Annotated in this window: 9 protein-coding genes; 6 read left to right on the forward strand and 3 right to left on the reverse strand. The window is 70.5% G+C overall.

The window, feature by feature from the left end:
* Positions 1–52 precede the first annotated feature (52 nt).
* Complete coding sequence (locus tag AC0VYN_RS09700) at positions 53–6,898, forward strand: DEAD/DEAH box helicase (protein WP_475535623.1); 6,846 nt, start codon at positions 53–55, stop codon at positions 6,896–6,898.
* Complete coding sequence (locus tag AC0VYN_RS09705) at positions 6,895–9,207, forward strand: UvrD-helicase domain-containing protein (RefSeq protein ID WP_475535624.1); 2,313 nt, start codon at positions 6,895–6,897, stop codon at positions 9,205–9,207. Before AC0VYN_RS09700 ends, AC0VYN_RS09705 begins: the two co-directional genes overlap by 4 nt.
* Positions 9,208–9,294: 87 nt before the next feature.
* Here AC0VYN_RS09705 and AC0VYN_RS09710 read toward each other — a convergent pair whose 3' ends face one another.
* A complete protein-coding gene (locus tag AC0VYN_RS09710) occupies positions 9,295–10,824 on the reverse strand; it encodes a helix-turn-helix domain-containing protein (RefSeq protein ID WP_475535625.1) in 1,530 nt (509 codons plus the stop codon).
* A gap of 74 nt (positions 10,825–10,898) precedes the next feature.
* Positions 10,899–11,096: a DUF4236 domain-containing protein gene (locus AC0VYN_RS09715; RefSeq protein WP_385473300.1), complete on the reverse strand. Its 198-nt coding sequence runs from the start codon at positions 11,094–11,096 to the stop codon at positions 10,899–10,901.
* 294 nt (positions 11,097–11,390) lie between these two features.
* Between AC0VYN_RS09715 and AC0VYN_RS09720 the strand changes: the two genes are divergently transcribed.
* Positions 11,391–14,186: an aconitate hydratase gene (locus AC0VYN_RS09720; protein WP_475535626.1), complete on the forward strand. Its 2,796-nt coding sequence runs from the start codon at positions 11,391–11,393 to the stop codon at positions 14,184–14,186.
* A 109-nt stretch (positions 14,187–14,295) separates the two neighbouring features.
* On the opposite strand, the gene AC0VYN_RS09725 is transcribed toward AC0VYN_RS09720, so the two are convergent.
* A complete protein-coding gene (locus tag AC0VYN_RS09725) occupies positions 14,296–18,099 on the reverse strand; it encodes a GH92 family glycosyl hydrolase (RefSeq protein ID WP_475535627.1) in 3,804 nt (1,267 codons plus the stop codon).
* A gap of 425 nt (positions 18,100–18,524) precedes the next feature.
* Here AC0VYN_RS09725 and ngcE point away from each other — a divergent pair, with 425 nt between their 5' ends.
* The 3 genes from ngcE to AC0VYN_RS09740 all read left to right on the forward strand — a co-directional run bounded on the left by ngcE (position 18,525) and on the right by AC0VYN_RS09740 (position 21,911).
* Positions 18,525–19,973: an N-acetylglucosamine/diacetylchitobiose ABC transporter substrate-binding protein gene (gene ngcE, locus AC0VYN_RS09730; RefSeq protein ID WP_475535628.1), complete on the forward strand. Its 1,449-nt coding sequence runs from the start codon at positions 18,525–18,527 to the stop codon at positions 19,971–19,973.
* Positions 19,974–20,058: 85 nt separating this feature from the next.
* Positions 20,059–20,985 carry a carbohydrate ABC transporter permease gene (locus AC0VYN_RS09735; RefSeq protein WP_475535629.1) on the forward strand — a complete coding sequence of 309 codons (927 nt, stop codon included), beginning with the start codon at positions 20,059–20,061 and terminating at the stop codon, positions 20,983–20,985.
* Between the two features lie 2 nt (positions 20,986–20,987).
* On the forward strand, positions 20,988–21,911 hold the full coding sequence (locus AC0VYN_RS09740) for a carbohydrate ABC transporter permease (RefSeq protein WP_475535630.1): 924 nt from the start codon (positions 20,988–20,990) through the stop codon (positions 21,909–21,911).
* Positions 21,912–21,979 lie beyond the last annotated feature (68 nt).

Genomic DNA, 21,979 nt, shown 5'->3' on the forward strand with positions numbered 1-21,979 from the left:
CACCGGCCTGCCCGGCCCCCACCGGCACCACCAGCACCAAGGAGGACCGCGCGTGCGTCCCACCCTCGCCGCCGACCAGGTACGGGCCAGTCTGAGCCAGTACCTCGCGACGACGTACGCGCTGGCCGACGAGAGCACCCGCCGCGCCCTGGAGAACTTCCTCGACGACGCCGAGGACGGCGTCTTCCGCGGCCCCTACCTCCGCGTCCGCACCCCCTTCCGCAGCGCCGAGGGCGACGCCTGGCAGCGGCACCTGACCTGGTGGCCCCGCGACTTCACCCCGCACCGGCACCAGGAGCGGGCCTGGGAGCGGCTGTCCACCCTGCACGGCCCGGCGCGGCCCACCCTCGTCACCACCGGCACCGGGTCCGGCAAGACCGAGTCGTTCCTGGTCCCGATCCTCGACCACTGCCTGCGGGAACGCGAGGCGGGCCGGGACGGCGTCAAGGCGGTCCTGCTCTACCCCATGAACGCGCTCGCCACCGACCAGGCCCAGCGCATCGGCAGGCGGCTCGACGACGCCAAGGACACCCGGCTGCGCGACGCCGGCGTCCGGGCGGCGCTCTACATCGGCGACACACCGTCCCAGGAGTTCAAGCGGGCCAACCCCGCGATCGCCGTCGACCGGGACGAGATCCGGCGCACCCGGCCGGACATCCTGATCACCAACTACAAGATGCTCGACCTGCTCCTCCAGCGGCCCGAGGACCAGCGGCTGTGGCAGGACTCCGCGCTCGCGTACGTCGTCCTCGACGAGTTCCACACCTACGACGGCGCCCAGGGCACGGACGTGGCCATGCTGCTGCGCCGGCTCGGCTCCGTCACCGGGCTCGCGCGGCCCGGCCGCCCGCTGGGGCCGGTCTGCCCCGTCGCCACGTCGGCCACCCTCGGCGAGAACGGCCCCGGCGCGGACGGACGGGGCCCGGCCGGACGGACGGGCGGCGCCCCGGGCATGCTGGAGGTCGCCGAGCAGGTCTTCGGCGTACCGTTCCCGCCCGAGGCGGTCGTCGGCGAGGACCGGCGCTCCACCAAGGACTTCACCGGCGAGAGCGACTTCAGCCTGCCGTTCCCCTCGCCCCAGGAGGTCGCCGACCTCGGCGACCCCACCCGCGACCCGGGCGCCATGGACGCCCTCGTCGCCGCGTTCACCGGCCTGAGCGGGCCCACCCCCGAGGAACTCGGGGCCGTCCTGCGCCGCCACCGGCTGACCGCCGCCGTCCTGGAGATCCTCGACGGCGCACCCAAGACCCTCACCGAGATCACCGAGGTGCTGCCCCGCTACGCCTACCACTGGGGCATGGCCGTGCAGCTCAGGCCGCGCGTCGCCGCCCAGGCCCTCGCCCGCTACGTCGCCCTCCTGTCGTACGCCCGCGACCCGGAGCACCCCGGCCGGCCGCTGCTGTCCATCGAGATCCACCACTGGGTGCGCTCGGTCTCCCGCGTGCTGCGGGGCATCGGCGCGGCCCGCGCCGAGTTCCGCTGGGACGACGAACGGGTGACCCCCGGCGGCGTACTGGCCCGCAAGGACCAGGGCCCGGCCGCCCGGCCCTCCCCGTACGACGGGGAGGGGCCCGCCGTACCGCTGGACGCCGTCGAGCGGGCCGCCGTGCCGGCGGGGGACAGCGCCCCGCCGCCCGCCGAGGTCTTCCTGCCCGCCGTGTTCTGCCGCGAGTGCGGGCGCTCCGGGTGGGCCGCGTACTCACCCGAGGTCGACCCGGCCGAACTCGACCTGACCGCCACGAAGATCCGCCGCGCCTCCATGAGCCGCGACAAGCGCCGGGTGCGCAACATGATCGCCGCGACCCCGCAGGAAGCGCACGAGGCCGCCTTCGCGGCCGGGGAGGAACGCCGGCGCGGCGGGCCCGCCGTCATGGTCCTGGAAGGCACCGGCGGACGGCTGCGGCCCCTGTCGCCCGAGGCCGACTTCACCCCCGAGGTGAACGGCACGGGACCGCGCCGGCCCAGGCCCCCGCACAACGCCGCGTTCGTCCACGTCGACCTCGACGGCGACCGGGCCGCGGAACGCGACCAGTGCCCCGCCTGCCGCACCTTCAACTCCATCCGCTACCTCGGCACCGGGCTCGCCGCGCTCGCCGCCGCCTCCATCACCCAGCTCTTCACCGGCGGCGAACTCGACAAGAACCTCCGCGAGAACAAGACCCTCCTCTTCAACGACTCGGTCCAGGACGCCGCCCACCGCGCCGGATACGTCGCCAGCCGCTCGTACACGTTCTCGCTGCGCGCCCTGCTCGCCAGCCGCATCGACGAGGACGAACCGATCACCCTCAACGACCTGGCCGCCGACCTGATCGCGGACGTCGTCGACAGCAAGGCCGTCCAGGCCGCCGTCATCCCGCCCGACCTGCACCTGATCCGCGGCGTGGACACCCTGCTCTCCGGCCGCAGCCGCGGCTCGAAGGCCACCTGGGAGCTGATCGCGCAACGCCTGGCGTTCGCCACCGTCATGGAGTTCGGCCTGCGCTCCCGGCAGGGCCGCACCCTGGAGTTCACCCGCACCGTCGCCGCCGACGTGCCCCTCCCGGAACCGGACGCCGTGGCGGACCTCGTACGGGAACTGCTGCTCACCACCCCGGGAGAGATCGCCCTGCCCGACGGGTCCGCGCCGGGCCCCGACCGGTACGTCGGCTTCGTCAAGGGCCTGCTGGAACGGCTGCGCGTCCGGGGCGCCGTCCGGCACGCCTGGCTGGACCCCTGGCTCGACCAGGCCGGGGTGCGCCGGTGGGCGATCTGGGGCGGACGCGAGACCGGCATGCCGGCCTTCCCTCCCGGCGTCTCCGCGCCCGCCTTCCTCCTCGGCGGCCCCAAACAGGGCAGCGACGACTTCGACGTGCTCACCGGCCGGCTCGGCTGGTACCAGGACTGGGCCGTGCGCGCCCTCGGCCTGCGCCGGGAGGCCGCCGCCCCCTTCCTGACCCGGCTGCTGCCCGCACTCGCCGACGCCGGAATCCTCTCCGCACGCACCGCGCTCGACGGCGCCACCCGCGTCTACGGGCTCCAGCCCGGCCACATCCAGGTCCGCCGACTCGCCGACGACGTCCTGCCCGACGCCACCGCGCACTGCCCGCGCTGCTTCTGGGAACAGACCATCCACCCCGACCACGCCGACCAGTGGCACGGACAGCCGTGCCCCCGCTACCGGTGCTCAGGCGTCCTCGGCACCGGCCGCGACCTGGACAGCGGCCTGCGGCAACGGGACTTCACCGACGACTTCTACCGGCGCATGTACCGCGAGGCCGGCGTCTTCACCATCAACACCGCCGAGCACACCGGCACCCTCAGCCGCGCCCGGCGCGAAGCCGTCGAGAAGGCCTTCCGCGAGGGCACCGACGTCCACTACGCCAACCCGCAGGTGCTCTCCTGCACGCCCACCCTCGAACTCGGCATCGACATCGGCGACCTGTCGGCCGTCGTCCTCGCCTCACTGCCCAAGGGACCGGCCAACTACATCCAGCGCGTGGGCCGGGCGGGCCGCTCCACCGGCAACGCGTACCTGCTCACCATGGTCGACCGGGGCCCGCGCGACCGCTACTACCTCGAAGAACCCCGCCTCATGATCGCCGGGGACGTGCTGCCGCCCGGCTGCTACCTGTCGGCGGTGGAGATCCTGCGCCGCCAGTACCTGGCCCACCTCCTCGACCTCGCGGGCGCCGGCCGCCTGACCGCCCCCGACGGCACGCCCCTGCGGCCGCTGCCCGGCCGCGCCACCGATCTGTTCGGGACCTCGGCCTGGCAGGCCGAGTTCGCCGAGGCCGCGCTCGCCGACGGGGGGCGGCTCGTGGCGGACTTCCTGGACCTGTTCCCGCCGTACGACGAAAGCCGCGGCATCGGCGTCAGCCCACAGGCCCGCGCCGCCCTCGTCACCTACGCGACCGACCCCGGCGAGGAGGGCCTCAAGGGCGCCCTGGAAGCCGCGTGCCGGCGCTGGGAGGACCGCCGCGCCGACCTCCAGCGCCGCACCGAGGCCATCGACCGGGCCCACGGACTGCTCGTCGCCGGCGACCCCGACCACGAACGACAGGGGCGCGAACTGCGCGCCGAGCGGCGCGACGTGGGACGCGTCGCCCGCGAGATGGCCCGCACCACCGCGCACGGCGCCCTCGTCGACCTCGGCCTGCTGCCCAACTACAGCCTGATCGACACGGCCACCGAGCTGGAGGCCACTCTCACCTGGACCGAGAAGAGCGCCGACGGCACCCGCGAACACCACAGCAAGACCCTCCGCCACAGCCGCCCCGCCCGCCTCGCCCTGACCGAGTTCGCCCCCGGCAACCACTACTACGCCCAGGGCTACAAACACCGGATCACCGGACTGGACATCGGCAGCCCCGGCCGCCCGGCCTGGACCTGGTGGCGCGTCTGCCCCGACTGCGGCCACGTCCGCACCCACCGCGCCGAGACCGACTCCTCGCCCTGCCCCCGCTGCCGGTCCGCGGCCATCGGGGACGTCGGCTGCCTGCACAAGGTCCTCGTGCCGCGCCGCGTCACCTCCCGGGACGAACGCGACGACGTCCGCGTGCGCGACGACCGCGACGACCGGGACCAGCGGCACTACACCGTCGTCCCGGCCGTCGACATCGACGCGCGCGACGTCGAACAGGCGTGGAAACACGAACACGCCACCTTCGGGTGGGAGTTCACCCGCCAGGCGCGCATCCGCCACATCAACACCGGAGCCGTCCGGGTGGACGGCGGGACGGACACCGCCTTCGCCGGACAGGAGGTCCGCCTCAACCCCTTCTGGGTCTGCGACGCGTGCGGCTTCGCCGACCCCGACGGCGGGCCCGCCGCACACGACTCCGGCGACCCGTCCGCGTACGGCAAGTACCACCGGCCCTGGTGCCGCAGGAGGCGCGCCGGAGCCGACACCGCCCGGCGAGGCGAGCGGGTGCTGCTCGCCCACGAACTGCGCACCGACGCCCTGCGCGTCCTCATCCCCGCCGTCACCGCGCACACCCGGGAACGACTCGCCTCCTTCAAGGCCCTGCTGCTGGCCGGCATCGCCCGCGCCTACGGCGGCGACCCCGACCACCTGGAGGTCGTCACCGACTCCATGCCCGAGGAAGGCGGCGAGAGCGCGCACCGCCGCCACTTCCTGGTGCTGTACGACACGCTGCCCGGCGGCACCGGCTACCTGCACCGCCTCTCCGGCCAGGACGGCCTCAAGGGCGTCCTGGAGGAGGCCCGCCAGGTGATCGAGACCTGCGTGTGCGTGGGACAGGGCCGGCCCGCGTGCCACCGCTGCCTGCTGCGGCACGTCACCGACAGCGAGTACGAACTCGTCTCCCGCGAGCACGCCCTCGACATGCTCGGCGACCTGTTCGGCCGCACCCCCGACGGGTGGAGCGTCACACCGGTGGCCACCACCCGCGACATCACCTTGGTGCACCAGGTGGAGAGCGAACTGGAGGCGCTCTTCCGGCGCGGGCTGCTGGAATGGGCCGAGCGGATGGACGAGGTCAGCGTCCGCACCGCGCTCACCGCCGACGGCACCAGGGACACGACCCTGCGCTTCACCGCACCCGACGGAACCGTCCGCGGCTGGCAGATGGAGACCCAGACCCCGCTCGGCTTCACCCGGCCGGACGTGGTCTTCCGCAGCACCGACGACGACCGCCGCATCGCCGTCTACCTCGACGGATACCGCTACCACGCGAGCCCCGAGCACCTCGTCGCCGAGACGGACGCGGAAAAGCGCGCCCGGCTGCGCGCGGAGGGCTGGCAGGTGTTCCAGCTCACCTGGGACGACGTACAGGCCTGGGCGGGACAGGCCAGACCGCAGGCCGACCCGGTGTGGAAGCCGTACCCGAACACCGCGCAGAAGACGGCCATGGACGTCCACCGGCGCATGCACGCCGGGGACACCCGTGACCTGCCCCGCCTGGTGTGGGCCAACCCGGTCGAGACGCTGATCGGCTACCTCACCGACCCGGACCCCGACGCGTGGCGGCGCCGCACCCAGAGCGCGCTCGCGGGCTTCGCCGCCGTGTCGGCGACCAGCAGGGCCCTGGCCGACGGCGAGGAGATCGGGCACCGGATCGGTGAGGCGCTGCGCGGGCGGCGGCTGGCCAGGGGACAGGGCGCCGTCCAGGTCATGGCGACCCGGGACGCGTCGGGGTGTCCGCTCACCATCGCACTCGACCTGCGCCGGGGACAGACCGGGGCGGTCTGGACGGCGCTGACCGTCCTCGACGACAACGCGGACACGGTCACGGCCGACGAAGCCGCCCACCGCAGACGCTGGCAGGCATGGCTCTACTGGAGCAACCTGCTCCAGTTCCTCGACGCGGGTGAGGGGGACGGGGTCCAGCTCACGGCCGGCATGCTGCCCGGATTCGACCCGGCGGAGCTGGCGGTCACCGGCGGAGCCGGATGGCTCACCTCCCAGCGGCGCGAGCACGAACCCGCGGGGGAAGCAAGCACGGCGAACGGACAGCAGCCGCAGGGGGAGCGGCGACACGGCGAGGAGGCCCCCGCGGCCGTACGCGACCCCGCGTGGGACGAGGTCATCGAGTTCCTCGTGGAGGAGCCCGGTCTGCCCGCCCTGGCCCGGACCCTCGCCGACCGGGGCCTGCCCGCGCCGGAGGCCGGTTACGAGCTGGGAGCGGCCGCCTGGCCCGCCGAACTCGCCTGGCCCGCCCGGCGCGTGGGCGTCGTCCTCGCCCACCGGCCGGACCCGGCCACCGGCCGGGACATCGACGCCGAACAACGGGACCTCGCCTACCGGGACGCGGGCTGGCAGGTCCGCACCGCCACGGAATGGGACGCCGGCGAACTCGCCGGGCTGGTGAGCGGCGACCTGGACGAACCCGCCGGAAAGGTGAGCGGCGACACGGACGCCGGCAGGGCGACGAACGATCACGAGGAGAACGCACGATGACGGTCACCGGGGCGCCCAGGACGGGCGTGACCCTCCGCCTGCTCGACAAGGCCGACAAGGAGATCGTCAAACTGGACCGCGCGGTCCTGGGGGCGTTCTACAAGTTCCAGCACGACTTCCGCCGCAACCCGGACGCCGGCGGGCTCGGCCTCAAACAGCTCGAGGGCCACGACCGGCTCTGGTCGGCACGCGTCAACCGCGAGTGGCGGGCCCTGATGATCCGCCTCGGCGGTGACGACTGGCTCCTCGTCTCGGTCAAGCACCGCAGCCACGTCCACAAGAACCTGGACAGGTTCAACTACGGCATCAACCACGTCACCGGCGCCATCGAGTACGTCGACCTCCAGGTCGTCGAGGAGAGCGTGCTGCGACGTGAACTCACGCCGCCCGCCGCTCCCGCCGTCCCGGCTCCGACGCCCACGCCTGCTCCCGCTGCGGAACCGGACCGGCAGGAACGGCTGGAGAAGCCTCTCTTCGCCGCGTACACCGATGAGCAGCTCGCCGACCTCGGCGTCGCCGAACCGCTCATCCCGGTCGTCCGGAAACTCACCACGGACGACGAACTGCTCGGCCTCGCCGAATACGCGCCCCGCCACACCGGGGAAGTGCTCCTGCGGCTGCGCGACGGCGTCCCGTACGACGTAGTCATGGAACAGGTCACGGCGCCCGTCGCCGTGACCGAGCCGGAGAAGAACCTCGACACCGGCGACTGGCAGGCGGCCGTCGACCGCTCCCAGACCGTGGTGATCACCGACGACGAATCCCTGCAGAGCATCCTGGAGGAGGGCGACTTCGGGCGGTGGAAGATCTTCCTCCACCCCACCCAGGGGAAGCTGGTCCACCGGCGCTACTCCGGCCCCGCCCGGGTCGGCGGCGGGCCGGGGACGGGCAAGACGATCGTCGCCCTGCACCGCGTGTGCCACCTGGTGCGCAAGCTCCCTCCCGGCCACACCAAGCCCGTCCTGCTCACCACCTTCAACCGGAACCTCGCCGCCGACCTGCGGGCCCGGCTCCTCTCGCTCGGTGGCCCCGACGTACTGGCCCGGGTCGACATCGCCCATGTCGACCTGCTCGCCACCCGTGTCGTCAGCGAGGCCGACCCGGGCAACGCGAAGCGGCGCATCGACGACACGGCGGCGCTCCGCGAGTGGCGGGAGCTGCTGGTGGAGTCGGGAGAGACCCGCTGGAGCGCCGAGTTCCTCAGCGACGAGTGGAACCAGGTCATCCTCGGCCAGGCCGTGACCTCACGGAGCGACTACTTCACCGTCCGGCGCGCCGGACGGGGACGCAGCGTCACCCGTGCCGAGCGCGCCGGCATCTGGCAGCTCGCCGAACGCTTCACCCAGCGGCTGGAAACCAAAGGGCTGGAGACCCACCGCCAGGTCGCGGAGCGGGCCGCGCGGCTGGAGACGGCCCGTAAGGCCAGGATCGACAAGAGGTCGGAGGAACGCGAGGAACGGGGCGGCCTGGACAACCTCCACGTCGAGGCCGGCTCGGGAGCCCGGCTGCGCTACCGGTACCGGCACATCGTGGTCGACGAGGCCCAGGACCTCAGCGCCGCCCACTGGAAGATGCTGCGCGCCATGGTGCCGTCCGAGGCGGACGACATCTTCCTCGTCGGCGACACCCACCAGCGGATCTACGACAACCAGGTCACCCTCGGCAGCCTGGGCGTGCACATCCGCGGCCGGTCCTCCCGGCTGACACTCAGCTACCGCACGACCCGGGAGATCCTCCGCGACGCGATCCGGGTACTGGGCGACGCCGACTACGACGACCTGGACGGCGACTCCGACACCCTCGCCGGGTACCGCTCGGTCCTGCATGGCCTGGCGCCTTCGCTGCGCGGTGCGCGCAGCTGGGACGAGGAGATGGACCTTGTCGTGGAACAGCTGCGGGCCTGGCACGACGTGCCCCGCGAGTCCACGGCGATCTGTGCCCCGACCAACGACATGGTTACCCAGCTCGCCGAACGCCTCGCCCGGCGCGGCATCACTCCGACGGAGATCACGCCGGACGGGCCGCGCGGCGACCAGGGCGTCCACATCGGCACCATGTACCGCTTCAAGGGACTGGAGTACCGCTGTCTGATCATCGCCGGGGTGTCCGACGGACTCGTGCCGCGCGCTTCCGTTGACGCCTGGGAACGCACGGACCCAAGCCGCCACCAGCGCGAACTGCACCGGGCGCGCTCACTGCTCTTCGTCGCGGCGACCCGCGCCCGTGACGCGCTCGCCATCACCTGGCACGGTGAACCGAGCCGCTTCCTGACGCCGCTGCTTCCCAAGCGGGGCGACACCAACGTCTGACCGACGGAATATCAAGGCGCCGCCACCTTGCTTCCCTCAAGCCACCAGGTGGGCCGGGGCATGACGGCGCCCTCTCCGACGAATCTCTCAGATGTCCCGGAAGATCTCGATCTGCGCCCCGATCGAATTCAGCCGCTCCGCGAGGTCCTCGTACCCGCGGTTGATGACGTACACGTTGCGCAGCACCGACGTGCCCTCCGCCGCCATCATCGCCAGCAGGACGACCACCGCCGGGCGCAGGGCCGGCGGGCACATCATCTCGGCGGCGCGCCAGCGGGTGGGGCCCTCGACCAGGACGCGGTGCGGGTCCAGGAGCTGGAGGCGGCCGCCGAGGCGGTTGAGGTCGGTCAGGTAGATGGCGCGGTTGTCGTAGACCCAGTCGTGGATGAGGGTCTTGCCCTGCGCGGAGGCCGCGATGGCCGCGAAGAACGGGACGTTGTCGATGTTCAGGCCGGGGAACGGCATCGGGTGGATCTTGTCGATCGGCGCCTCCAGCTTGGAGGGCCGGACGGTGAGGTCCACCAGGCGCGTGCGGCCGTTGTCCGCGACGTACTCCGGCGTGCGGTCGTGGTCGAGGCCCATCTCCTCGAGCACCGCCAGCTCGATCTCGAGGAACTCGATGGGGACGCGACGCACCGTCAGCTCCGACTCCGTCACGACGGCGGCGGCCAGCAGGCTCATCGCCTCGACCGGGTCCTCGGAGGGGGAGTAGTCCACGTCCGCGTCGATGACCGGCAGGCCGTGCACGGTCAGCGTGGTGGTGCCGATGCCCTCGACCTTGACGCCCAGGGCCTCCAGGAAGAAGCACAGGTCCTGGACCATGTAGTTCGACGAGGCGTTGCGGATGACGGTGACGCCGTCGTGCCGGGCGGCGGCGAGGAGGGCGTTCTCGGTGACCGTGTCGCCCCGCTCGGTCAGCACGATCGGGCGGTCCGGGCGCACGCTCCGGTCGACCACCGCGTGGTAGTGGCCCTCGGTCGCGGCGACGTCCAGGCCGAAGCGGCGCAGCGCGATCATGTGCGGCTCGATGGTGCGCGTGCCGAGGTCGCAGCCGCCGGCGTAGGGGAGCCGGAAGCGGTCCATGCGGTGCAGCAGCGGGCCCAGGAACATGATGATCGAGCGGGTGCGCACCGCCGCCTCGGCGTCGATGGCCTCCATGTCCAGCTCGGCCGGCGGCACGATCTCCAGGTCGGTGCCGTCGTTGATCCAGCGGGTGCGCACACCGATGGAGTTGAGCACCTCCAGGAGGCGGTAGACCTCCTCGATGCGGGCGACCCGGCGCAGCACCGTGCGCCCCTTGTTGAGCAGCGAGGCGCACAGCAGGGCCACACAGGCGTTCTTGCTGGTCTTGACGTCGATGGCCCCGGAGAGGCGCCGGCCGCCGACCACGCGCAGGTGCATCGGACCCGCGTAGCCCAGGGAGACGATTTCGCTGTCCAGCGCTTCGCCGATGCGGGCGATCATCTCAAGGCTGATGTTCTGGTTGCCGCGCTCGATGCGGTTGACGGCGCTCTGACTGGTGTTGAGCGCCTCCGCAAGCTGTGACTGCGTCCAGCCGCGGTGCTGCCGGGCGTCACGGATGAGCTTGCCGATGCGTACGAGGTAGTCGTCTGCCATGAGGTTGAGGCTATCTCAGATATGAGATGGCGCCTCTTGGGGGGTCCGTTCGGGTGAGCCGGCGTCGAGGAGCCTCAGCGGCGCTTGGCGGTGGTCGTGCGGCGCCAGCCGAAGGGCCCCGGCAGATCCATCGACGTCGTACGCCGTCCCGTGCTGCTGCGGGTGTGGCGCGGGCCGTTCCCGCCGCCGGTGGTGATGGACCACGAACGTTTGTTGATGTTCAGTCGTACTCCCGGGAGGATCCGGAAGCTCTTGCGGAACGTGAGTGGCATCGTGCTGCCCCCTTCCGAGTCGCGCCGGGTGGTCCCGGCGCAAGTCGGATACCCCGGTTCGGCGTAGGGATGGCCGCCCGGGTCACTCGGGTGGGGTGCACGCCACACCAGGCCCGGGCATGACCAGCCCGGCCCCATGTACTAGAGTTATCTCGACATCGAGATATCTGCCGAGGCGCACCGCAGCCGCCACCCTGGTAAGGGTACCCTAACTTAGCCTTGCCTCAGCGGACCGGCCAGGGCGGCGTGGCGGCAGGATGCGGTGGTACGCGCACATAAATGAAGGAGACTGTCGTGTCGGCGAACAGCTTCGACGCCCGCAGCACGCTGCAGGTGGGCGACGAGTCGTACGAGATCTTCCGGCTGGACAAGGTCGAGGGCTCCGCGCGCCTTCCCTACAGCCTGAAGGTGCTGCTGGAGAACCTGCTCCGCACCGAGGACGGCGCTAACATCACCGCCGACCACATCCGCGCCCTCGGCGGCTGGGACTCGCAGGCCCAGCCGTCGCAGGAGATCCAGTTCACGCCCGCCCGCGTGATCATGCAGGACTTCACCGGCGTGCCCTGCGTCGTGGACCTCGCCACCATGCGCGAGGCCGTCAAGGAGCTCGGCGGCGACCCGGCGAAGATCAACCCGCTGGCTCCGGCCGAGCTGGTCATCGACCATTCCGTCATCGCCGACAAGTTCGGCACCAACGACGCCTTCAAGCAGAACGTCGACCTGGAGTACGGCCGCAACAAGGAGCGCTACCAGTTCCTGCGCTGGGGCCAGACCGCCTTCGACGAGTTCAAGGTCGTCCCGCCCGGCACCGGCATCGTCCACCAGGTGAACATCGAGCACCTGGCCCGCGTCGTCATGATCCGCGAGGGCAAGGCCTACCCCGACACCCTGGTCGGCACCGACTCGCACACCACCATGGTCAACGGCCTCGGCGTCCTCGGCTGGGGCGTCGGCGGCATCGAGGCCGAGGCCGCGATGCTCGGCCAGCCGGTCTCCATGCTGATCCCGCGCGTCGTCGGCTTCAAGCTCACCGGTGAGCTCCAGCCCGGCACCACCGCCACGGACCTCGTGCTCACGATCACCGAGATGCTGCGCAAGCACGGCGTCGTCGGCAAGTTCGTCGAGTTCTACGGCGAGGGCGTCGCCGCCACCTCGCTGGCCAACCGCGCCACCATCGGCAACATGTCGCCGGAGTTCGGCTCCACCGCCGCGATCTTCCCGATCGACGACGAGACGCTGAACTACATGCGCCTGACCGGCCGCTCCGACCAGCAGGTCGCGCTCGTCGAGGCCTACGCCAAGGAGCAGGGCCTCTGGCTGGACCCGACGGCCGAGCCGGACTTCTCCGAGAAGCTCGAGCTGGACCTGTCCACGGTCGTCCCGTCGATCGCCGGCCCGAAGCGCCCGCAGGACCGCATCGTCCTGGCCGAGGCCGCCCAGCAGTTCGCCAAGGACGTCCTGAACTACGTCGAGGCCCCCGTCGCCCGGACGCCGGCCGCCGCCACCTCGGTGGTCGACGAGGCGAGCGCCGAGTCCTTCCCGGCCTCCGACGCCCCGGCCTACGGCCACGAGGAGAACGGCGCCGGCGCCCCGCAGCACGGCCAGGGCACCGGTTCCGTCCCGTCGAACCCGGTCCAGGTGACCGCCCCCGACGGCACCACCTACGAGCTGGACCACGGTGCGGTGACGGTCGCGGCCATCACCTCCTGCACCAACACCTCCAACCCGTACGTCATGGTCGCCGCCGCCCTGGTGGCCAAGAAGGCGGTCGAGAAGGGCCTGACCCGCAAGCCGTGGGTCAAGACCACCCTCGCCCCGGGCTCCAAGGTCGTCACCGACTACTTCGACAAGGCGGGCCTGACCCCGTACCTCGACAAGGTCGGCTTCAACCTCGTCGGCTACGGCTGCACCACCTGCATCGGCAACTCCGGCCCGCTGCCGGACGAGGTCTCCAAGGCCGTCAACGACCACGACCTCGCCGTCACCTCGGTCCTCTCCGGCAACCGGAACTTCGAGGGCCGCATCAACCCCGACGTCAAGATGAACTACCTGGCGTCCCCGCCGCTGGTCGTCGCCTACGCCCTCGCCGGCTCCATGAAGGTCGACATCACCAAGGACGCCCTGGGCACCGACCAGGACGGCAACCCGGTCTTCCTGAAGGACATCTGGCCCTCCGAGGCCGAGGTCAACGACGTCGTCGCCAACGCCATCGGCGAGGACATGTTCACCAAGTCCTACAGCGACGTCTTCGCCGGCGACGCCCAGTGGCAGGCGCTGCCGATCCCGACCGGCGACACCTTCGAGTGGGACGGCGAGTCCACCTACGTCCGCAAGCCCCCCTACTTCGAGGGCATGGGCATGGAGCCGGCCCCGGTCGAGGACATCTCCGGCGCCCGCGTGCTGGCCAAACTGGGCGACTCGGTCACCACCGACCACATCTCCCCGGCCGGTGCCATCAAGGCCGACACCCCGGCGGGCAAGTACCTCACGGAGCACGGCGTCGAGCGCCGCGACTTCAACAGCTACGGCTCGCGCCGCGGCAACCACGAGATCATGATCCGCGGTACGTTCGCCAACATCCGCCTGCGCAACCAGATCGCGCCGGGCACCGAGGGCGGCTACACCCGCGACTTCACGCAGGACGGCGGGCCGGTGTCGTTCATCTACGACGCCTCCCGCAACTACATCGAGCAGGGCATCCCGCTGGTCGTCCTGGCCGGCAAGGAGTACGGCTCCGGCTCGTCCCGCGACTGGGCCGCCAAGGGCACCGCGCTGCTCGGCGTCAAGGCCGTCATCGCCGAGTCCTACGAGCGCATCCACCGCTCGAACCTCATCGGCATGGGCGTCCTGCCCCTGCAGTTCCCCGAGGGCCAGGACGCGGCCTCCCTCGGCCTGACCGGCGAGGAGACCTTCTCCGTCTCCGGCGTCACCGAACTGAACGACGGCACCACCCCGCGCACGGTGAAGGTCACCACCGACACCGGCGTGGAGTTCGACGCGGTCGTCCGCATCGACACCCCCGGTGAGGCCGACTACTACCGCAACGGCGGCATCCTGCAGTACGTGCTGCGCAGCCTGATCCGCAAGTAGGCGGTACGGCACAGCGACCGAGGGCCGCACCCCCTGCGACGGGGGTGCGGCCCTCGGTCGTTCGGCGGGGCGCCCGGAACCGTGGTGGCTCCGCGCGCCCCGCGCCCGCTCACGCCAGCAGCTCGACCTCCGCCAGCGTGTGCTCGCCGTCCAGGACCAGCCGGTACTTCGCGTACGTGCCCGGCGAGTCCACCGAGAACGCCCGCGTCTGCCGGTCCCACGCGAAGGACTCGCCGGAGCGTTGGTCCAGGGTCTTCCAGGCGGTGCCGTCGGCCGAGCCCTGGAGCGTCCAGCCGGCCGGGGCCTTCGTCCGGTCCGCCGAAGACGTCAGGGTGTACTGGACCGCCTTGACGCCCTTGTCCGGCACCGGCAGGTCCACCGACGTCACCGCCGCGTCCGTCGCCGACGTGTCGTCGAAGAGCGCCCCGTCACCGCTCAGCGCGTCCGCGCGAGGCGTCGGCACCCGGTCGTCCCGGGTGATCGACACCGGCGCCGCGTCCTTGCCGGTGCCCCACGCGGACGGCTTGGCGCCCATGTCGAACTCCAGGACGCCGCCCTTCGCGAGCAGCGAGTGGGGGAGCGAAGTGGCGTTCCAGCGCTTGCCGTTGACCTTCAGGCCCTGCACGTAGACGTTCTTCGTGCTGTTCTTCGGCGCCTTGACGACCAGCTTGCGGCCGTTCTCCAGGTGGACGGTCGCCTTGGTGAACAGCGGGGAGCCGATGGCGTACTCGCCGCTGCCCATCACCAGCGGGTAGAAGCCCAGGGACGAGAAGAGGAACCAGGCCGACTGCTCGCCGTTGTCCTCGTCACCGTGGTAGCCCTGCCCGATCTCGCTGCCGGTGTACAGGCGGGAGAGGACCTCGCGGACGTTCTTCTGCGTCTTGTACGGCTGCCCGGCCGCGTCGTACATGTACAGGGCGTGGTGGGCGACCTGGTTGGAGTGCCCGTAGTTGCCCATGCGGACGTCGCGCGCCTCGGTCATCTCGTGGATGACACCGCCGTAGCTGCCGACGAACTCCGAGGAGGCCGTCTCCGGGGTGGAGAGGTACTCGTCGAGCTTGTCGCCGAGCCCCTTGCGCCCGCCGTACAGGTTGGCAAGGCCCCGGCTGTCCTGCGGGGCGGTGAAGGCGTAGCCCCAGCCGTTGGTCTCCGTGTAGTCGTAGCCCCACACGCGCGGGTCGTACTTCTCCGAGTCCACGCGCCAGTTGCCCGCCGCGTCCCGGCCCTGGAAGAAGCCGGCCTTCGCGTCGAACATGTTGACGTAGTCCTGGGCGCGGTTGAGGAAGTACGCCGACTCCTCCCGGTACCGCTTCTCGCCGGTCTCCTTGTAGAGCTTCTCGCCCATCTTCGCGATGCCGTAGTCGTTGAGGTAGCCCTCCAGCGCCCACGACAGGCCCTCGTGCGTCGCCGTGCTGGTGTAGCCGAGGAACGGCGAGGTGGCCATGCCCTTGCGGCCCACGCCCGAGGACGGGGGCACCACGGTGGCGTTCTTGACGGCCGCGTCGTACGCCGCCTTCGCGTCGAAGCCGACGCCCTTGACGTAGGCGTCCGCGAACGCCACGTCCGAGGAGGTGCCGGTCATCAGGTCCGCGTAGCCGGGGGAGGACCAGCGGGAGGTCCAGCCGCCGTCCTTGTAGTGCTGCACGAAGCCGTCGACCAGCTCACCGGCCGTGGACGGCGTCAGGAAGGAGTACGCGGGCCAGGTGGTCCGGTAGGTGTCCCAGAAGCCGTTGTTGACGTACACCTTGCCGTCCACGATCTTCGCGCCGGTGTGCGTCGGGGTGTCCGCCGCCCGCATCTTCTGGAACGGCGAGGCGTACTTGTACGTGCCGCCGACCTTCTCGTGGCCCGCGTTCGGGTACAGGTACAGCCGGTAGAGGCTGGAGTACAGGGTGGTGAGCTGGTCCTGCGTGGCGCCCTCCACCTCGACCTTGCCGAGGATGGCGTCCCACTGCTTCTGGGCGTTCCTGCGGACCTTGTCGAAGGAGGTGTGCGCGGGGATCTCCTGGCGCAGGTTGTCCTTCGCCTGGTCGACGCCGATCAGCGAGGTCGCCAGGCGCAGGGTCACCGTGCGGTCCTTGCCCGCGTCGAAGCGCAGATGGCCCTTGACGCCGGACAAGTCGCCGCCGGTGACCTTCTTGTCGAACTCGCCGTAGACGAACAGCCGGGTGGCGCCGGTGGACAGCCCGGACTTGACGTCCGAGTAGCCGGTGAAGGTGCCCGTCTCCTTGTCCAGGGTCAGGCCGGCCTGGTCGGTGACGTTGTCGAAGATCACGCTCGCGTCGTCACCGGGGTAGGTGAAGCGCATGACGGCCGCGTGGTCGGTCGGCGCCATCTCGGCCTTCAGGCCGTTCTCGAAGCGCACCCCGTAGTAGTACGGCCGGGCGGTCTCGTTCTCGTGCCGGAAGGCCAGCTCGCGCGCCTCCCGGCCGGTGTCGGGGGTGCCGGAGGCGGCGGACGGCATCACCTGGAAGGTCTGCCGGTCGCCCATCCACGGGCTCGGCTCGTGGCTGGCGCTGAACGCCTGGAGCGTCGGCAGGTTGTCCGCGTTGTTGCCGCGGGCGTAGTCGTACAGCCAGCTCAGCGAGCCCGCGTTGGTCACCGGCGTCCAGAAGTTGAAGCCGTGCGGCACGGCCGTCGCCGGGATGTTGTTGCCGCGCGAGAAGCCGCCGCTGGAGTTGGTGCCGCGGGTGGTCAGCGCGTAGTCCGACAGGTGGGCCTTGGGCCGCTCGGGCGCGGCGGACCGGATGGTGACGTCGTCGAGCCAGCCGCGGAACTTGGCCGGGCCCTTGGGGGAGTCGTACGCCACCAGGATCCGGTCGACGGTCTTGCCGGCCGCGACGGAGCCGATGCCCGACTCGACGGCGTTCCACTGGTTGACGTAGAGCACCTTGGAGGCGCCCTGTCCGGCCGGCGTCAGCGCGAACCCGTGCCGGTCGACGGCGCCCAGGTCGCTCAGGTAGGTGCCGTCGGTGAAGGCCAGGTCGACGGATACGTTCGTGGCGTCGTAGTCGAGGTCGCCGTCCGCCATCGACGGGAAGATCTTGTAGGACAGCTCGGTGCGGCGGTCGACCTTCACATCGACGTCGAAGACCTTGTTGTACGAGTACGCCCGGCCGTCGGCGGTGTGCCGGCCCGCGTACCTGAGGGCGTGCGTGCCGGTGAAGCCGGCGCCCGCCTTGGCGGTCGGCGAGCCGCTCGGGCCGCGGTCGACGAGCGAGAGCATGTCCTCGGGGACGGGCGTCTCGCTGTCGCCGGTGGACAGGTGCACGTCGGCCAGCTGGAGGATGTCCCCGCCGTTGTTCTTCGTGATCTCCAGCCGGAAGTGCCGGTACTCGGCCGGCTGGGCGAGGTCGTACGTCTTCGTCTGGAACCGCCCGGAGAAGGACTGTCCGGAGCGGCTGTCGAGCGTCTGCCAGGTCCTGCCGTCGGCCGAGCCCTGGAAGGTCCAGTCCGCGGGGTCGCGTTCGGCGTGGTCGTTGGCCGAGGTGAGCGCGTACCTGGTGAGACGCACGGGCTGGTCGAGGTCGAACTCCGCCCAGCCGGTCTTCGCGAACGTCAGCCACTTCGAGCTCGGTTCGCCGTCGACGAGGTTCTCCTTCACCTCGCCGCCGCCGGTGTTCTCGTCGCTCGCCCGTACGTCGGTGACGTGGTCGGTGACGCTTCCGGGTATGCCCGTGCTGTACCCGCCGTCGACGCCCGCGGCGCGCTTGCTGCCGCCCGGAGTGGTCTCCACCGTGTTGAGCCAGTCCGGAACCGGGTCGTCCGCCTCGAACGAGGAACTGAACTCCCGGTCCGCGGCGGCGGGTGCCGCGGGCAGCGCGACCGCGGCCCCCTGCGAACCCACCGCCACCGTGAAGGCGGTCGTCAGTACGACCGCCGGACCCCATCTGTGCCGCACTCTGTACCGCATGCGCCAGCAACCTCCCTGCGCGCCCCGGAAGCGCTTTCCGGGGAAATGGACAACGTTGTCAAATTCGAAGCGCAAGGAACAGTAGTGCGTGAAGAAGCCAGTGGTGTCAAGGGTGTTGCCTGTGCCGTCCGGGGCCGACCGCCGTGGTATTTGCTTCGGGGTACACGCGGAGCGCTCATATTTCCGCCAGGTCTCAACTCGGAAAAGACGTGCCGGGAACCATGCATTCGATCTTGCTCCGCCCACCGGAAGTGGACTATACCTGTCGGCCATCGGGGGATCCGTGGGGGAATCTGCGAAGGCACACCACCAAGGCACCCGTACAGCAGTATCCGCACTTCCTGCACGACCCAGCGTGACCCGATCGCGGTGCCGGGGAGGATCCGGTTCACCGCCTGAGTCCTGGAGAGGGCGAGGACTTGAGCATGGGATCCACTTCCGCCGAGAACAACCGAACGGGCGTCGGCCGCCGCGATCTGATCAAGCGGTCCGCCGCGCTCGGCCTGATCTCCGTACCGGCCATGAGCTTCCTGTCCGCCTGCGCGAGCGGCGGCGGGGACGACCAGAAGAAGGCCGAGTCCGGCAAGAAGACCGCCAAGAACCCCCTGGCCGTCAACGAGACCGCGAAGATGGAATTCGTCCTCTTCGACGGCGGCTTCGGCAAGGAGTACGCCGAGGACGCCGTCAAGGTCTACGAGAAGAACTTCCCCGACGCCAAGGTGAAGTTCGCCGCGACCCAGAAGATCCAGTCCACGCTGCAGCCGCGTTTCAACGGCGGCAACCCGCCCGACCTCGTGGACAACTCCGGCGCCGAGCAGATGGACATGGGCGTGCTGGTCGGCAAGAACCAGCTCGCCGACCTGACCCCGCTGCTGGACGCCCCGTCCTACGACGACCCGGGCAAGAAGGTCCGCGACACGCTGCGCCCCGGCATCGTGGAGATGGGCCAGTTCGACGGCGAGAAGGTCTGGATCCTCTACTACGCCTACACGGTCTACGGCAACTGGTACTCCCAGAAGGCCCTGGACTCGCTCGGCGTCGAGTACCCCAAGACCTGGGACGAGATGCTCGCGGTCTGCGAGAAGGCGAAGAAGAAGGGCATGGCCGGTTGGACCTACGCCGGCAAGTACCCCTACTACCTCCCCTTCTCGATGTACCCGATGATCGCCAAGGTCGGCGGTGCCGGGGTGCTGGACGCGATCGACAACCTCGAGCCGAACGCCTGGAAGCACCCTGCGGTCAAGACCGTCTTCGAGGCCTACTACGAGCTCTACAAGAAGGGCTACATCCTCAAGGGCACCCCGGGCCTGGACCACATCCAGTCCCAGACCGCGTGGGCCAAGGGCGACGCCCTGTTCCTCCCCAACGGCTCCTGGGTGGAGAACGAGTCCGCCAAGGTCATCCCCGCGGACTTCCAGCTCTCCGTCTCCGCCCCGCCCGGCATCGACTCCTCCGACAAGATGCCGTTCGGCACCATCTGGGCCTCCGGCGGCGAGCCCTTCATCGTCCCGGCCAAGGCGGCCAACGGCCCCGGCGGCATGGAGCAGCTGCGCATCATGCTCGGCGAGGCGTCCTCGAAGAGCTTCACGTCCAAGGTGAAGTCGCTGACGGCCTTCAACGGCGGCACCGAGGGCATCGAGCTCACCCCGGGTCTCAAGTCCGGTGTCGCGGCGCTGGAACTGGCGGGCACCAACGTGGTGAACCCGCGCCTGCAGGACTGGTACGTGCAGCTCCAGAAGGAGAAGATCGGCGTCTCCGGACTGGGCGAGATGATGGCCGGCCGCCTCACCCCGGCCGAGGCCATCAAGAAGATCCAGGGCTTCGCCGACGAGGCGGCCAAGGACGATTCGATCAAGCACTACAAGCACCAGTGAGGACGTGTCACCAGGGCCTGGCCGGCGCGTCGTCGCCGGCCGGGCCCTGGCGGCGCCACCCGCGCGCAGATCGGGGTCGGTAGCAATGCAGCACGGCAAGTACCGGTTCATCGTGGGGTTCCTGGCGGTTCCCCTGGGACTGTACGCGCTCTTCGTCGTCTGGCCGTTCGTCCAGTCCATCTACTACTCGTTCACGGACTGGACGGGACTGAGTCCCGAGTTCGAGATGGTCGGCTTCGACAACTACTCACGGATGCTCGACGACGACATCTTCTGGAAGTCGCTGCAGCACAGCGTGATGTTCGCTCTGCTGGTGCCGCTGGTGACACTCGGCCTGGCGCTGTTCTTCTCCTTCATGATCAATGTGGGTGGGCGCCACCGCCGCGGCGGACCGGTGATCACCGGTGTCCGCGGCTCCGGCTTCTACAAGATCGTCTACTTCTTCCCGCAGGTGCTGTCCATCGCCATCGTCGCCCTGCTGTTCGCGTTCGCGTACAACCCGGACAGCGGCGCGATCAACTCGCTGCTGCGCGGCATCGGTCTCGACTCCCTCCAGCCGCTGTGGCTGGGCGACCCGAACCTGGCCCTGTGGTGCGTGATGGCCGTGCTCGTCTGGTCCACGGTCGGCTTCTTCGTGGTCCTGTTCTCCGCGGGAATGGCCTCCATTCCGGCGGAGCTGTACGAGGCCGCGCTGCTGGACGGCGCGAACCGCGCGACGACCTTCTTCAAGGTCACCCTGCCGCTGCTGTGGGACACCGTGCAGTCCGGCTGGGTCTACATGGGCATCCTCGCGCTCGGCGCCGAGTCGTTCGCGGTCGTACAGATCATGACGACCGGCCCCGGCGGCCCCGACTACTCGACCACCGTCATGGTCCTGTACGTGTACCAGAAGGCGTTCCGTGACGGCCAGGCCGCCTACGCCACCACGATCGGCGTCGCCCTGCTCGTCGTCACGCTGGCCTTCGCCGCCGTCGTGATGCGACTGGGCCGGCGCGAGCGGCTGGAGTACTGATCATGAAGACGACCGAGACCCCCGCGCCCGTACCGGCCGAGTCCGGCCCTGTCGTCCGCAAGACCGAGGCCCCGCCCGGCGGGCTGACCAAGGGGAAGAAGGAGGGCACCACCCTCAACGTCTTCTCCCACGGCGTTCTCGTCATCTGGGCGATCATGGTCGGGATGCCGCTGGTGTGGGCGGTGATGACCTCCTTCAAGGACGACGCCTCCATCTTCGGCTCGCCCTGGTCGCTGCCCGACAGGCTGAACTTCGACAACTGGTCGCGGGCCTGGTCCCAGGCCCACATGGGCGACTACTTCCTCAACACCGTCCTGGTGGTCGGCGGCTCGCTCGTCGGCACCCTGGTGCTCGGCTCCATGGCGGCCTACGTGCTCGCCCGGTTCGACTTCCCGGGCAACCGGTTCATCTACTACTTGTTCATCGGCGGCATGAGCTTCCCGATCATGCTCGCGCTGGTCCCGTTGTTCTACGTGGTGGACAACATGGGCCTGCTGAACACCATCCACGGGCTGATCCTGGTCTACATCGCCTACTCGCTGCCCTTCACGGTGTTCTTCCTGACCGGGTTCTTCCGGACCCTGCCGAGCTCGGTGGCGGAGGCGGCGTTCGTGGACGGGGCCTCCCACACCCGGACGTTCTTCCAGATCATGCTGCCGATGGCCAAGCCCGGCCTGATCAGCGTGGGGATCTTCAACTTCCTGGGGCAGTGGAACCAGTACATGCTGCCCACCGTGCTGAACACCGACCCGGACAAGCACGTCCTCACCCAGGGCCTGGTGCAACTGGCGGTCAGCCAGGGCTACAAGGGCGACTGGTCCGGCCTGTTCGCGGGCCTGGTGATGGCGATGCTGCCGGTGCTGGCCGCGTACATCATCTTCCAGCGCCAGGTGGTCCAGGGCCTCACGGCGGGCGCCCTGAAGTAGCCCGCCCCGACCCCCGCGCCTGCCGCTCCCGGACTGCCGGGGGCGGCATACGTGTGCGTGTGCGGGGC

The organism is Streptomyces sp. 63XJN7_1_ISO-PGPR-S23-121 (assembly GCF_056173025.1).

Excerpts from the sequence above, each read along its gene's own strand:
- AC0VYN_RS09705 (WP_475535624.1), top strand. The coding sequence starts at position 6,895 with ATGACGGTCACCGGGGCGCCCAGGACGGGCGTGACCCTCCGCCTGCTC.
- AC0VYN_RS09710 (WP_475535625.1), bottom strand. The coding sequence starts at position 10,824 with ATGGCAGACGACTACCTCGTACGCATCGGCAAGCTCATCCGTGACGCC.
- AC0VYN_RS09715 (WP_385473300.1), bottom strand. The coding sequence starts at position 11,096 with ATGCCACTCACGTTCCGCAAGAGCTTCCGGATCCTCCCGGGAGTACGA.
- AC0VYN_RS09725 (WP_475535627.1), bottom strand. The coding sequence starts at position 18,099 with ATGCGGTACAGAGTGCGGCACAGATGGGGTCCGGCGGTCGTACTGACG.
- ngcE (WP_475535628.1), top strand. The coding sequence starts at position 18,525 with ATGGGATCCACTTCCGCCGAGAACAACCGAACGGGCGTCGGCCGCCGC.
- AC0VYN_RS09735 (WP_475535629.1), top strand. The coding sequence starts at position 20,059 with ATGCAGCACGGCAAGTACCGGTTCATCGTGGGGTTCCTGGCGGTTCCC.
- AC0VYN_RS09740 (WP_475535630.1), top strand. The coding sequence starts at position 20,988 with ATGAAGACGACCGAGACCCCCGCGCCCGTACCGGCCGAGTCCGGCCCT.